The organism is Micromonospora sp. NPDC049903 (assembly GCF_044460945.1).
Taxonomy (GTDB): domain Bacteria; phylum Actinomycetota; class Actinomycetes; order Mycobacteriales; family Micromonosporaceae; genus Micromonospora.
Map to the genome: position 1 here is coordinate 1 of NZ_JBITKL010000030.1, position 12477 is coordinate 12477.

A 12477-nucleotide genomic window follows, 5' to 3' on the forward strand; every position below is an offset into this window, starting at 1 on the left:
CCGCCATCGTCATCGCCTCCCGCATCGTCGTCCCCGCACGCGCGGGGGTCACCCCACCGCCAGCGGGGCGAACAGAACCACCCCCAGGTCGTGCCCCCCCCCCCGCGCCGCCCCCCCCCCCCCCCCCCCCCCCCCCCGCCCCCCCCGCCCCGGCCCCCCCCCCCCCCCCAAACCACATCCTGGGCGGGGCGGGGGCGGCTTAGCCGGGGGGCGCCCCCCCCCCGGGGGGGGGCCCCCCCGGGGGGGGGGGCGGGGGGGCGCGCCCCCCCCCACCACTGGACTCAGTTCGGCCAGCTGCTCTCGATGCCCTGGAGGACCGTGGCGGTGTCCCGCCCGTTGATCCACTCGACCATGCCCTTCCAGAAGGTGCCGTTGCCGACAGCCGCCGGCATCAGGTCGGACCCGTCGAAGCGGAAGACCGAGCTGTCGTCCTGGAGGAGTTCCGCGGACAGCTTGTCGATCGGGTTCGCGACGTTGGCCAGGTCGAGCTTGTTGTTCGCCGACACCCAGTCGCCGATCTTCGCGCGGCTGTTGGCGTGCTCACCGGAGGCGAGGTACGTCTGCACCGCCTGCACCTCGGGACGGTCGCTGAACGCCGTCACGAACTCGCCGCCGCCCAGGACCGGCTTGCCCTTGGCCGGGTCGATGGCCGGGAAGTAGAACGCGAACACGTCGCCGTCCTCGGCCACCCGGGTGCCCTGCGGCCACTGGTTGGCGTAGAACGAGGCCTGCCGGTGCAGTGCGCACTTGCCGGCCGTGATCGGCACGCCAGCCTCCTGGAACGAGGTGGTGGCGATACTGCGCACCCCGCCGAAGCCGCCGTTGACATACTTCTCGTTCTTCAGGATGGTGCCGGCGCGGTCGAGCGCCTCGGCGACCCGGGGGTCGTTGAACGGGATCTCGTGCTTGGTCCACTGGTCGTAGACCTCGGGCGTCTGCGTACGCAGCATCAGGTCTTCGATCCAGTCGGTGGCCGGCCAGCCGGTGGCCTCGCCGGACTCGATCCCGGCGCACCACGGCTTGGTGCCGCTGTCCGCGATCGTGTCACTGAGCTTGATCATCTCGTCCCAGGTGTTCGGGACGGCCCAGCCCTTCTCCTGGAACATCTTCGGCGAGTACCAGACGAAGGACTTCACGTTCGAGCCGAGCGGCGCGCCGTAGAAGGTGCCGTTGACCGTGCTGTAGGTCAGCCAGTCGGCCGGGTAGTTCTCCTCGGCCATGGCCTTGGTCTCGGCGCTGGCGGCCTTGATCTGGTCGCGCTCGGCGAACCGCTGGATCAGACCGGGCTGGGGGATGAACGCCAGGTCGGGGGCGTTGCCGCCGTCGACGCGTACGGGCAGCTGCGCCTCGAACTCACCACTGCCCTCGTGGTTGATGTCGATGCCGGTGCACTCTTCGAACTGCTTCCACGACTCGTCCAGCCGGTCGGCCTCGATGTCCCGGATCGACGAGTAGATCGTCACCTTCTTGCCGTCGTGGCCCTGGTACTTCTCGTACGGGGCACACTCGGCGGAATCGGCGTTGGTGTTGTTGCCGCTACTGCTGCTGCTACCGGTACCGCAGGCGGTGGCGCTGAGCGCCAGCCCGAGCGCGCCGGCGATCACGAGGGCCTGGCGTGGCCTGGCAAAGACTGCCATGCCGTCCTCCTTCCTAGCCGGCGCTGGCCGGGAATGGTCTCCGGTGACCTGGCGCCGGTCCGATGGGCGTTTTCACATGTAAGCGCTTGCATCCCGCGCGGTCCACCCCTGGGCGGGACACGACCGAGTAACAATCCGGAAACCTGTCGCCCCTGCCTGGGCGCGCTCCCACCGCGTCTGATGACCCCTGTCGATCGGTGCCCCCGACCGTCAAGGTCGACGGACCGCCCCGGCGCGAGGTGCCGCACTTCCACCGGGCCGACAACCGCCGCACCCCGCACGGGCTGCGCACTCCCGACGGGCTGCGCGCTCCCGACAGGCTGGGCACTCCGGCCGGGCTGCGCACACTCGACGTGCCGGTCTGGCCGGAGTTGACCAAGGAGTTTGCGCCCTCAGACCTGCCCTTCCGTGACCAAAACTTCTTGATCAACGCGGGCGTCGGCGTGTGGGCGGTGGGGTTGTGCGTGAAGTTGTGCGGATCATGATGAGTCGCGAGGGGTGCGGCACCGGCTCGATCTGAGATCGGAGCCGGGACGGGTCAGCCGTTCAATTGCCAGATCGAGTAGTTCAGCGCTGCGGCGAAGGTCACCCAGGCCCAGTAGGGCAGCAGCAGGACGGCTGCGGCGGTGCTGACCCGTCGGAACAGCAGGACGGTCACGCCGATCGCCAACCACAACAGCACGATCTCGGCGAAGGCCAGACCGTACTGCCCGGCGCCGAAGAACAGCGGAGTCCAGGCGGCGTTGAGCACGAGCTGCACCGCCCAGGCGAGCACGGCCGGGCCGAAGCCCACCCGACGCCAGACCAGCCAGCCGGCCAGCGCGATGGTCACATAGAGCACCGTCCAGACCGGGCCGAACAGCCAGGAAGGGGGCGCCCAGGAGGGCTGCTCGATACTGCGGTACTCGTCCGCCGCGCCGACGGCGGCGAGGTTGCCGATGACGGCCGCCGCTATCACCGCCGCCGCGAAGCCGGCCAACGCCCACCACTGCCGGGCACTGCCACGCCGGGTGTCGTTCGCACTCGTCCGCATGCTCACAGCTTCTCCGTGGGGCGGGCCGGCAAACCTGCCGGGGCGGGCCTATCCATGGGCCGGCGAGACCTGCCGTCGGTGCGGGGCTCCTGCGCGGCCCGGACCGGACGAACCTGCCGGTGGGGCGGCGCGTGAAGCGGCCCGGACCGGAAGGACCTGCTTGCGGCCTGGCGTGGGACGCGGGCCGGACCGGAAGGACCTGCCGGTGGGGCGGCGCGTGAAGCGGCCCGGACCGGAAAGAGCTGCCGGTGGGGCGGCGCGTGATACGGCCCAGACCGAGAAGATCTGCCGGCGACCTGGCGCGTAATAAGGCCCAGACTGGAAAGACCTGCCGGCCGAGTGGCGCGCGATGTGGCCCGGACCGGAAGGACCTGCGGGCCGAGTGAAGCGTGGCTACGGCCGGGACACCATAAACGCCGGGGACACAAGTACGCCGGGGTCGCCGTGGCCGGTGGCTCCTGTCGGGAGGACGGAGTTCCGGTCACGACGACCCCGGCGGGTCCGGGACAGGCGACGCGTTGCGCCGCCACGTCAACTGAAGATGCTCACACCACCCGGGCCTACCAGCAGGCCAACGACGATGAGGACGATGCCCCACAGGATCTGCCGGCGGAACAGCGCGAGGATGCCGGAGACCACCAGTACGACTGCGAGAATCCAGAGAATCAGCTCCATGTTTGCTGAATACCCCCCACTCCGACGCCGGAAACCTGCGGCTGATCAAGGTCCTCACCCAAGTGGAAGACGCTGTACGCCTGCTTGATCACCGGGTGCGCGACGTTGCGTACGCGTACCCCGCCGGGCGTGGTGCCGCGCTCGGAGCCGTGGTGCGCGTGCCCGTGCAGGGCCAGCGCGGTGGGCGCCGAGTCGACGGCCTGTCCGAGCTGGTAGCAGCCCAGGAACGGATAGATCTCCAGCGGCTCCCCGGCCAGGGTGTCCGGCACCGGCGAGTAGTGGGTCAGCGCCACCAGCGTGTCGCAGTCCAGCGATCGCAGCGCGGCAGCCAGCCGGTCCGCGCTCTCGGTCGTGGTGCGAACGAACGCCTTCATCTCCGGCTCACCGAAGTCACTGGCGCACCGGCCGGCGAACCCGCCGCCGAAGCCCTTGACCCCGGCGACGCCGAGCCGGCCGCCGGCGCAGTCGAGCACCACGCCGTCGCCCTCCAACACGATGATCCCCGCCTCCTGCAACGCGCCGACCACCTGCGGCACCTGGTCGCACTGGTGGTCGTGGTTGCCGAGCACGGCGATCACCGGTACGCCCAGTCCGCCGAACTCCCGTGCCACGCACCGGGCCTCCGCCTCGGTGCCGTGCCGGGTCAGGTCACCGGCGAGCAGCAGCACGTCGGCCTTGTCCGGCAGTTCCTCCAGGGCCGGCCGGAAACGGCCGACCACGTCCTCGTCCACGTGTACGTCGCCCACCGCGGCGATCCGGATAGCCATCGCGCCTCCTCAGGGCAGCTGCTCGATCTCTGTGGGCGCCTGCGCGCGGATCACCCCGATGTCGCTGGTGACCGGCTCCTCGGGAAAGCGCTCGGCCACCCGGCGCAGGATCTCGTCCCGCCGGTGGGCGCTCTCCACCTCGCCCATGAGCACCAGACCGCGTTCCGTACGGACCACGGAGATGCCCTGCTCGGCGACGGCCGGATCCTCGGCGAGCAGCCGGTGGATCTCCGCCTCGACGTACTCGTCCGGCGGCCCGGCACCGGGGTCGCGGTACGTGGTCACGGTGTTCCCCTCCCGTCGGCCGTGCCGCCGTCGGGCACGACGTCCAGCCTGTCCAGCAGCACCAGGAACGCCTCCGCGTACGGCGAGTGCTGCGTCTCCTTGCGTACCCGTTCCCAGTCGATCTGCTCCCGCAACGACCGGGCCAGCGGCAGCCCTCGCGCGAAGTCGCAGTAGTGCTGGGAGAAACTGAGCAGTTTGTGCACCATCAACTGGGTGGCGGAGAGCACCGGCATGTGGATCGCGTCGACCGGTCGCACGACCGTGTCGGCGAAGGTCTCCTCGGTCACCGGCGTCTCGATCGGGCGGTGGATCAGGTCCACCATCCGTCCGCCGTCGTAGACCTTGACCAGCCAGTCCTCCGGCGGACGCTCGGCGGTGAAGCCGGCCGCCACCAGCGCCTCCAGGGCGGCTTCGACGTCCGGCTCACGGATCAGGAAGTCGACGTCGTGCTCGCTGGAGTGGCCGCCGTGCGCGTACACGGCGAAGCTGCCGCCGAGCGCGAACGGGATGTCCGACTGCTTGAGCACGGCGGCGACCTTCTTGAGTGTGTGCAGGAGAGTCTCGTCGTCGCGCTCGGCCATGTCGCCTCTCCCGTCGAGATCGTTCGGTGCTACCGGTGGGATGCCGGATCGGTACCCGGCAATCCGGTCGCCCACACCTGCCTGGCGCGCGGAAGGGGTCGATCAGGCGGATAGCGGGATGAACCACCCGGTGGCCGTGCGGGGGTCGGATATCCTGTCGAGAGTGGCCAGATCGACGGGTACCCGGTGCGGCACGGCCCGACTGCGCACCGTAGCCCTGATCGGCGTGGACGGCTCGGGCAAGACCACTCAGGCGCACCGGCTCGCCGAGGCGCTCACCGCCGCCGGCCACCCGGCCACCTACCACCGCAACGCCGGTGGGCGTCGCTGGCTGGGGCGGGCCGCGCACCGGCTCGGTCGGCCGGATGCGCAGGGGCTGCTCGGGCGCGACGGGATGCTGCTGCTGGAGTCCGTGCTGCGCTGGCTGGCCATCGCCATGGCTCTGCTCGGCAGCCTGGTCACCGGCCGGGTGGCGGTGATGGACCGCTACGCCGCCTGCCAGTACGCCAGCCTCCGGGCACACGGTGGTCGGCGCTGGGAGCGGCTGGTCCGAGTCGCGTACCGGGTCTTCCCGCAGCCGCAGGTGACGTTCCTGCTGACGGTGCCGCCGGACGAGGCGTACCGGCGGATCGAGCGGCGCGGCACCGACGAGGAGAGCCTGCCCTACCTGACCGCGGCAGACCTGGCGTACCGCACGCTACCGGAGTCACCGACCTTCGTGCCGGTCGACGGGGACCGGCCGGCGGACCAGGTGGCCCGGGACATCCGCGACCATCTCGCCGCGTGGCTCCCCGCCGACGACGAGCCGGACGAGCCGGGTCCGCAGCGGTACCGGCCGTGGCTGCCCGGGCCGGTGACCGCGCTGGTGCCGATCCAGGCCCTGCCGTGGGCGGCCGGGTCGGTCCCCGTTCAGGTACGCCCGTGGTCGATCCGACCGCCGGCGATTCAGGCCCGGCCGTAGACCGGTACGGCGGCGCCGCTGGTCGGCGCGGACTCGTCGGAGGCCAGGAAGCGGATCACGGAGGCGATCTCAGCCGGGTCCACCCAGCGGGCGTGGTCGGCGTCGGGCATCGCCCTCCGGTTGGTGGGTGTGTCGATGACGCTGGGCAGCACGGTGTTGCAGCGCACGCCCAAGGCCCGGTACTCCACCGCGACGGCCGAGGCGAAGCCGAGCACGGCGGCCTTCGCGGTGACGTAGCCGGACACGCCCGGGAACGGCGCGAGGGCCGCCCGGGCCGCCACGCAGACCACCGCGCCACCGCCGGCCGCGACCAGGTGCGGCAGGGCCGCCCGGGTGACCAGGTGGGTCGGGCGGAGGTTGAGGGTGAGCATCCGCTCGAACTCCTCGACCGGGGTCTCGTGTACCAGGCCCCCACTGGCGTACCCGCCGACCAGGTTGACCAGGGCGCGTAGTGGCGCCTCGGGGTCACCGGCGGCCACCTCGACCGCGCGGGCGACGTCCTGCGGGTCGGTGAGGTCCGCGACCGGCCGTACCGGTGCGTCGCCGTCGGGTTGGGTCTCCGGCGACGGCTGCGCGCGTTGCGGCGCCACCACCCGCCAGCCCGCCTCGACGAACACGGCGGTCACCGCCCTACCCAGCCCGCCCATGCCCCCGGTGACCAGCACACTGCGTCGCGTCATGGCCCCACGCTAGTGCTGCCGTCCGGTCGGCCCCCGAGCGGCCCCGGCCGACCGGTGGGACCCGGCCCGCCGGGGGAGGCGGGCCCGGTCGGACGGGTGGCAGGCTGTGGGCGTGCGCCCGGGCGGTGTCGTCCGTCGGGTGGGCGCGGCGTGGTTGACGCTCACGACTTGTGAAAGTAAGTTTCATCCGTGGGGAAGAGTCCGAAGATTTCCGCGAGCCCCGAGCCGGGTGGACTGATCGTCCACATCAGCGGTCTGCTCCCGTCGCTGTCACCGGCCGAGCAACGGGTCGCCCGACTGGTGGTCGCCGACCCCGCCGACGCGGCCCGGCGGACCATCACCGACCTCGCCACCGCCGCCGAGACATCGGAGGCCACCGTCATCCGGTTCTGCCGGTCGGTCGGCATGGAGGGCTACCCGCAACTACGGATCCGGCTCGCCGCCGAGGCGGCCCGGCGGATCGAGCCCCCGGACGCGCGGGTGGTGGGCGGCGACATCCCGCCCGGGGCCGACTTCGCCCAGATCATCGCGACCATCGCGTTCAACGACGCCCGCGCCGTGGAGGAGACCGCCGAGCAGCTCGACCCGGCGGTCTGCGAGCGGGTGGTGGACGCCATCGTCGGCGCCGGCCGGATCGACATCTACGGTGCCGGGGCGAGCGGGTTCGTGGCCTCGGACTTCCAACAGAAGCTGCACCGCATCGGCCGCACCGCGTTCTACTTCCCGGACGTGCACACCGCGCTGACCTCGGCGGCCCTGCTCGGCCGGGGTGACGTGGCGGTCGGCATCTCGCACACCGGCACCACCTCGGACGTGGTCGAGGTGCTGGAGCAGGCGCGGGCCCGGGGCGCCACCACGGTGGTGCTGACCAACTTCCCCCGCTCGCCGGTCACCGAGGTCGCCGATCACGTCCTGACCACCGCGGCCCGGGAGACGACCTACCGTTCCGGCGCCACCGCGAGCCGGCTCGCCCAGCTCACCGTGGTCGACTGCCTCTTCGTCGGGGTGGCCGCGCGCAACCGCCCCCGGGCCCGCAAGGCGCTGGAGGCGACGGCCGAGGCGGTCCGGTCCCACCGGGTCGGGTCCGCCCGGAGACGGGCATGACCGCCGGTGCGGTGGAGCCCGACGCGGCCCCGGCCGCCGTCCGCCCGACGGTCCGCGTCGGTGCGCCGACCGAGCGGCGCAACCCGATCAGCGTCGACCTGGATCTGATGTCCACCCGGGACGTGCTCGCCGTGATCAACGAGGCCGACCGGCGGGTACCGGCCGCGGTGGCCGCCGTCGGCGACCGGATCGCCGAGAGTGTCGACCTCGCCGTCACGGCGCTGCGGAGCGGCGGCCGGGTGCACTACTTCGGGGCCGGCACCTCGGGTCGGCTGGGCGTCCTGGACGCCGCCGAGCTGGCCCCCACCTTCAACTCGCCCCGCCACTGGTTCTGCGCCCACCTGGCCGGTGGTCCGGACGCCGTGTGGCGGGCGGTGGAGGACGCCGAGGACGACGACACCCGAGGGGCGACCGAGGCGACCGACTGCGTACGTCACGGTGACGTGGTGGTCGGCCTCACCGCCAGCGGTCGCACCCCGTACGTCCTCGGGGCGCTCGCCGCGTCCCGGGCCGAGGGCGCCTCGACAGTGCTGCTCTGCGCGAACCCGGACGCTCCGGCCGCCCGGTCCGTGGATGTCTTCATCGGCCTGGACACCGGGCCGGAGGTGGTCGCCGGGTCGACCCGGATGAAGGCGGGCACGGCCCAGAAGATCGTGCTGAACAGCTTCTCCACCGCGGTCATGGTGCGCCTGGGTCGGGTCTACTCGAACCTGATGATCGACATGGTGGCGACCAACGCGAAGCTCCGAGGACGGATGCTCTCGATCCTGGTCGAGGCGACCGGTTGTGCCGAGGACCGGGCCCGTCAGTCCCTCGACGAGGCGGACGGCGATCTGAAGACAGCCCTGGTCAGCCTCGTCTCCGGGGTGGAGGTGACCGCCGCGCGGGCGGCCCTGGCTCGCTCCGCCGACCAGGTACGCGGCGCGCTCGCGCTCCTCGCGTCCTGAATCCGACAGGCGTCACGGGCGCCGTACGGGCCGGGCATAGAACCGGGGCACGGATTGTTCAACTGGCCGTGGGGTAATACCACCGGCGTGGATGAACCGACTGGTCCGCGTACGCGTATCAGGCAGTGACCAGGATCGCAGCACGGTGGTGACCCGGGTCGCTGTGTCGGTCGGCCGGGCAGTGTTGCCATGGACCGGGACGGACGGCGATCCGTCGATCCGTCGACCTCACGAGGTGCCTGCCGACCCCAGTCAGGCAGGGTGCTGACAGCAAACGTAGACCGTGCTCTCAGCGGATTATCAGGCATTCGTGACACTTTCGACCCACGACATGGAATCCCTGACACGTCTCATCTGTTGTGTAGATGCCGGCTCCGGTGGGCACAGCGGAAGTTGCGGGGAGGGCTGATGGGCGTGGGGATGGCAAGGAACCGGGCAACCGGCGCGAGCGAGGGGACCGTGGGCAACGTGGACAAGAACATCGGAATGCGCACCGACGAGGTCGCCGAGGAGCGCGACCTGGTCGGAGTCTACCTGCACGAGATCTCCCGGACGCCACTGCTGGACGCCGCCAAGGAGGTCGATCTCTCCAAGGCGATCGAGGCCGGCCTCTATGCCGAGCACCTGCTCGGTGAGGACCGGATTCCCGACGGTGCCACCCGGGACGAACTGGGCCGGTTGGTCGCCGAGGGCGAGCGGGCCAAGGACCTGTTCATCCGGGCCAACCTCCGGCTCGTCGTGTCGATCGCCCGCCGTTACGTCCGCTCCGGGATGCCCATGCTGGACCTGATCCAGGAGGGCAACACCGGTCTGGTCCGGGCGGTCGAGAAGTTCGACTACGAGCGCGGCTACAAGTTCTCCACCTACGCGACCTGGTGGATCCGCCAGGCGATCAGCCGGGCCATCGCCCAGCAGGAGCGCACCGTGCGGCTGCCGGTGCACCTGGTGGAGGACGTCAACCGGATGCGCAACGTGGCTCGCCAGCTCACCCGCGAGCTGGGCGGCGACCCGGAGCCGGAGCAGATCGCCGCGGCGCTCGGCGTGACCGTCGAGCGGGTCAACGAGCTGGTCCGTTGGTCGCAGGACACCGTGTCGCTGGACACGCCGGTCGGCGACGACGGCGACACCAACCTGGGTGACCTGGTCGCCGACAGCGACGCACCGTCGCCGGAGGAGATCGTGCTCACCGGGCTGGAGCGGCAGCGGATCGAGGGGTTGCTCAACCACCTCGACGACCGCTCGGCCGGGATCATGCGGGCCCGCTACGGGCTGGAGGACGGTCGGGAGCACTCGCTCACCGAGGTGGCCTCGCGGTTCTCGCTCTCCCGGGAGCGGATCCGGCAGTTGGAGATCCAGGCGCTCGGGCGACTGCGCGAGCTGGCTCGCGCGGAGGGCCTACAGGCCGCCTGAGCTGGTAAGAATGACGGCGAACGGCCGGCGTCCGATAGGGGGACGCCGGCCGTTCACCGTCTGCGGGTACGACTCAGCGCACCCGTCCGTAGCCGTACGGGGGCATCAGGTCGACGGCGCGTTTCTCCACGTTGCGACCGAACGTGGGGGCGTGGATCACCTGACCGTCGCCCACGTAGATGGCCACGTGCCCGAGGCTGCGATAGAAGACCAGGTCACCGGGGCGTAGCTCGCCACGGCTGATCTGCGCCACCTTGCCCCACTGCATCCGGGTGTTGTGCGGCAGCGACTTGCCCGCCGCCCGCCAGGCGGCCGAGGTCAGCCCGGAGCAGTCGTAGCCGTTCGGCCCGTCCTGCCCCCAGGCGTACGGCTTGCCGAGCGCGCCGTAAGCGAACCGGACGGCCACACCGGCCTGCCCGGAGACCGAGGGCGCGTTGTTGGCGTTGCCGGAGTTGTTGGTCGGGCGTTCGGTCGCCCGGCCGTACGCCTGCCGGCGCATCTCGTACAGCTTGGCCAGGTCCCGCTCGATCCGCCGTTTCGCGGCGGCCAACTCCCGGGACTGGGCGGCCTGCCGGCTGAGCGTGACGTCCAGCCGGGTCTTCTCGTCGAGCAGCCGCTGCTGGTCGGCGGTGTAGCTGGCCACCGTCGCCTGGCGTTGTCGGGTCAGGTGGTCCAGCGTGCCGAGCCGGTCGAGCATGGACGTCGAGTCGTCGGTGCGCAGCAGGGCCTCGGCGGCGCCGAGGTTGCCGGTCTTGTACGCGGTGACGGCCAGTTGGCCGACGTCCGACCGGCTCTGTTCGGCCTGCTGCTCCAGCGGGCCGATCCGCTCCTGCAGCCGGTCGACGGCGGTCCGGTTGTCCTTGATCTTCTCGCGCAGCTCGTTGTGTGACTCCACCACGTCCTGCAGCTCGGCGGAGGACTTGTCGATCCGCCGGGTCAACTCGGCGGTCGACGGTTCGGCCCGGGCCACCGTGGCGGGCGCGACCAGCGCCAGCGAACAGGCGGCCACGGCCAAGGCGCGCAGCGTGTTCGTCAGGGACGACAAGAGCTCGATGCTCCTCTCCCAGAGCCGGCGCGGGCCTGCTGACGCTCCGCGACGGCACCGGACCGGTGCCGTCCGGCTGGACGGCGGTCGACCGGGCCGACCTGCCCAAGGTAGTACGGGAACAGAGTTACCGGCAGGGATTGTCGGGACATGTGAGGAGCATGTGGCGAATCTGATTCACCCTAAGGGGGTATGTAGGCTTATCTGGGCAGATGCCGCACTGGTCGCTCTCGGCATATGACGTCGGATGCCTCAGCGCTATAACCGATAAGACGGACTTGGACGGCTCTTTCCGGCGACGGTCGGCCGTGGAAGCGGCGTGACCACCGGAAACAGGCCGGTGCGGCTGGCGCGCCCGGCAGACAATGGGCGCACAGCCGGGATTCCCGTCAGCCGGCGTCGTGGGGCGGTGGACCGGCCCGGCGACGCCCGGTGGTGGGGGAGGAGGGGCCGTGAATCCTGACGGTGCGACGACACGACCACCACGCTCCGCGCCCGGTGGCCGGAGCCAGCGGCTGCTCTACGCCCGACCCGGGATCATCGTCACCGCCGACCGGTTCACCGTCGGGCGCAGCACCTGGCGGGTCGCCGAGCTGACCCACCTGCACACCACGCGGGGGGACCAGGACCCGGTGGCGGCCCGGGCCGTGCTGGTCTCCACCGTCGTCATCGGCGGCATCGGTCTGATGCTCGGCTTCACCGGCGGGCTGCACCGGCTCACCGCCGAGGCGTACCTGCTGCTCGGGGCGGTGTTCCTGGTGCCGGTGCTGCTCGCGGCGGCCGGGGACCGCTGGCGCCCGCCGCCGTACGAGCTGTGGGGGCGGCGCGGCGACGTCGAGGAACTGCTGTTCAGCAGCGACGACGAGCAGCAGTTCGGCCAGGTGAGCCGGGCGTTGCGACGAGCCCGGGAAATGCACAGCTACGGCGGGTGGGAGGACCCGTTGGCGGCTGCCGACCCATGGCGGCCGCGCCGCTGAGGGCCCTGCCGCGCGGCTAGCCGGCCACCGGCTCCGGCGTCTGCTGCTCCCGCACCCGCTGCTCGGCCAGGTACAGGGCGCTCACCCGGCGCTCGGCCCAGAAGGAGACGAAGGGCACGGTGCCCGCCAGCATCACCAGGACCATCCGCTTGAGCGGCCAGTCGACCCGCCGGGACAGGTCGAACGCGGCGACCAGATAGAGCATGTAGAGGAAGCCGTGCGCCTGACCGACGGTCTCCACCAGGATCGGGTTGTCGAAGCCGTACTTGAGCGGCATGCCGATCACGACAAGCAGGATCAGCACCACGCCGACGACCCAGGCGATCACGCGGTAGCGGGTGAGGGCAGCGCGCACGTCTCGTCAGTCCTTCCGGC

General features: G+C 71.4%; 15 protein-coding genes. 6 read left to right on the plus strand and 9 right to left on the minus strand.

The window, feature by feature from the left end; all coding sequences use genetic code 11:
* Positions 1 to 281: 281 nt before the first annotated feature.
* Positions 282 to 1637, minus strand: coding sequence for an ABC transporter substrate-binding protein (locus ACIBO1_RS28380; protein ID WP_396751725.1), 1356 nt, complete (start codon positions 1635 to 1637; stop codon positions 282 to 284).
* A gap of 197 nt (positions 1638 to 1834) precedes the next feature.
* Between ACIBO1_RS28380 and ACIBO1_RS28385 the strand changes: the two genes are divergently transcribed.
* Positions 1835 to 2122, plus strand: coding sequence for a hypothetical protein (locus ACIBO1_RS28385; protein WP_396751727.1), 288 nt, complete (start codon positions 1835 to 1837; stop codon positions 2120 to 2122).
* A gap of 53 nt (positions 2123 to 2175) precedes the next feature.
* On the opposite strand, the gene ACIBO1_RS28390 is transcribed toward ACIBO1_RS28385, so the two are convergent.
* The 5 genes from ACIBO1_RS28390 to ACIBO1_RS28410 all read right to left on the minus strand — a co-directional run bounded on the left by ACIBO1_RS28390 (position 2176) and on the right by ACIBO1_RS28410 (position 5020).
* Positions 2176 to 2670, minus strand: a complete 495-nt coding sequence (locus tag ACIBO1_RS28390) for a TspO/MBR family protein (RefSeq protein WP_396751729.1) — start codon at positions 2668 to 2670, stop codon at positions 2176 to 2178.
* Positions 2671 to 3201: 531 nt separating this feature from the next.
* Positions 3202 to 3345, minus strand: a complete 144-nt coding sequence (locus ACIBO1_RS28395; RefSeq protein ID WP_162854360.1) for a GPGG-motif small membrane protein — start codon at positions 3343 to 3345, stop codon at positions 3202 to 3204.
* Entirely contained in the window at positions 3336 to 4112 is a 777-nt protein-coding gene (locus ACIBO1_RS28400; RefSeq protein WP_396751731.1) for a metallophosphoesterase, read from the minus strand. The genes ACIBO1_RS28395 and ACIBO1_RS28400 overlap by 10 nt, the downstream gene beginning before the upstream one ends.
* A 9-nt stretch (positions 4113 to 4121) precedes the next feature.
* Positions 4122 to 4397: a hypothetical protein gene (locus ACIBO1_RS28405; protein WP_396690846.1), complete on the minus strand. Its 276-nt coding sequence runs from the start codon at positions 4395 to 4397 to the stop codon at positions 4122 to 4124.
* A complete protein-coding gene (locus ACIBO1_RS28410) occupies positions 4394 to 5020 on the minus strand; it encodes a nucleotidyltransferase (protein WP_396751818.1) in 627 nt (208 codons plus the stop codon). Before ACIBO1_RS28410 ends, ACIBO1_RS28405 begins: the two co-directional genes overlap by 4 nt.
* A gap of 121 nt (positions 5021 to 5141) precedes the next feature.
* On the opposite strand from ACIBO1_RS28410, the gene ACIBO1_RS28415 reads away from it, so the two are divergent.
* On the plus strand, positions 5142 to 5939 hold the full coding sequence (locus ACIBO1_RS28415) for a dTMP kinase (protein ID WP_396751733.1): 798 nt from the start codon (positions 5142 to 5144) through the stop codon (positions 5937 to 5939).
* Here ACIBO1_RS28415 and ACIBO1_RS28420 read toward each other — a convergent pair.
* Entirely contained in the window at positions 5924 to 6619 is a 696-nt protein-coding gene (locus tag ACIBO1_RS28420) for an SDR family NAD(P)-dependent oxidoreductase (protein WP_396751735.1), read from the minus strand. The genes ACIBO1_RS28415 and ACIBO1_RS28420 overlap by 16 nt on opposite strands.
* Before the next feature lie 189 nt (positions 6620 to 6808).
* Here ACIBO1_RS28420 and ACIBO1_RS28425 point away from each other — a divergent pair, with 189 nt between their 5' ends.
* The 3 genes from ACIBO1_RS28425 (at position 6809) to ACIBO1_RS28435 (ending at position 10080) form a co-directional block, all read left to right on the plus strand.
* Positions 6809 to 7723 carry a MurR/RpiR family transcriptional regulator gene (locus ACIBO1_RS28425; protein WP_396751738.1) on the plus strand — a complete coding sequence of 305 codons (915 nt, stop codon included), beginning with the start codon at positions 6809 to 6811 and terminating at the stop codon, positions 7721 to 7723.
* Complete coding sequence (locus ACIBO1_RS28430; RefSeq protein WP_396751740.1) at positions 7720 to 8670, plus strand: N-acetylmuramic acid 6-phosphate etherase; 951 nt, start codon at positions 7720 to 7722, stop codon at positions 8668 to 8670. Before ACIBO1_RS28425 ends, ACIBO1_RS28430 begins: the two co-directional genes overlap by 4 nt.
* Positions 8671 to 9090: 420 nt before the next feature.
* A complete protein-coding gene (locus tag ACIBO1_RS28435; protein WP_396751821.1) occupies positions 9091 to 10080 on the plus strand; it encodes an RNA polymerase sigma factor RpoD/SigA in 990 nt (329 codons plus the stop codon).
* A 73-nt stretch (positions 10081 to 10153) separates the two neighbouring features.
* On the opposite strand, the gene ACIBO1_RS28440 is transcribed toward ACIBO1_RS28435, so the two are convergent.
* Positions 10154 to 11125 (minus strand): NlpC/P60 family protein, encoded by a 972-nt coding sequence (locus ACIBO1_RS28440; protein ID WP_396751742.1) that lies wholly within the window; start codon positions 11123 to 11125, stop codon positions 10154 to 10156.
* A gap of 452 nt (positions 11126 to 11577) precedes the next feature.
* Between ACIBO1_RS28440 and ACIBO1_RS28445 the strand changes: the two genes are divergently transcribed.
* Positions 11578 to 12102: a DUF6232 family protein gene (locus ACIBO1_RS28445; protein WP_396751744.1), complete on the plus strand. Its 525-nt coding sequence runs from the start codon at positions 11578 to 11580 to the stop codon at positions 12100 to 12102.
* A gap of 16 nt (positions 12103 to 12118) precedes the next feature.
* Here the strand turns inward: ACIBO1_RS28445 and ACIBO1_RS28450 are convergent, their stop codons facing one another.
* Entirely contained in the window at positions 12119 to 12457 is a 339-nt protein-coding gene (locus ACIBO1_RS28450; RefSeq protein WP_350692320.1) for a DUF3817 domain-containing protein, read from the minus strand.
* Positions 12458 to 12477 lie beyond the last annotated feature (20 nt).

Coding starts and splice junctions, on each gene's coding strand:
- ACIBO1_RS28400 (WP_396751731.1), bottom strand. CDS start 4,112: ATGGCTATCCGGATCGCCGCGGTGGGCGACGTACACGTGGACGAGGAC.
- ACIBO1_RS28395 (WP_162854360.1), bottom strand. CDS start 3,345: ATGGAGCTGATTCTCTGGATTCTCGCAGTCGTACTGGTGGTCTCCGGC.
- ACIBO1_RS28420 (WP_396751735.1), bottom strand. CDS start 6,619: ATGACGCGACGCAGTGTGCTGGTCACCGGGGGCATGGGCGGGCTGGGT.
- ACIBO1_RS28435 (WP_396751821.1), top strand. CDS start 9,091: ATGGCAAGGAACCGGGCAACCGGCGCGAGCGAGGGGACCGTGGGCAAC.
- ACIBO1_RS28390 (WP_396751729.1), bottom strand. CDS start 2,670: ATGCGGACGAGTGCGAACGACACCCGGCGTGGCAGTGCCCGGCAGTGG.
- ACIBO1_RS28380 (WP_396751725.1), bottom strand. CDS start 1,637: ATGGCAGTCTTTGCCAGGCCACGCCAGGCCCTCGTGATCGCCGGCGCG.
- ACIBO1_RS28430 (WP_396751740.1), top strand. CDS start 7,720: ATGACCGCCGGTGCGGTGGAGCCCGACGCGGCCCCGGCCGCCGTCCGC.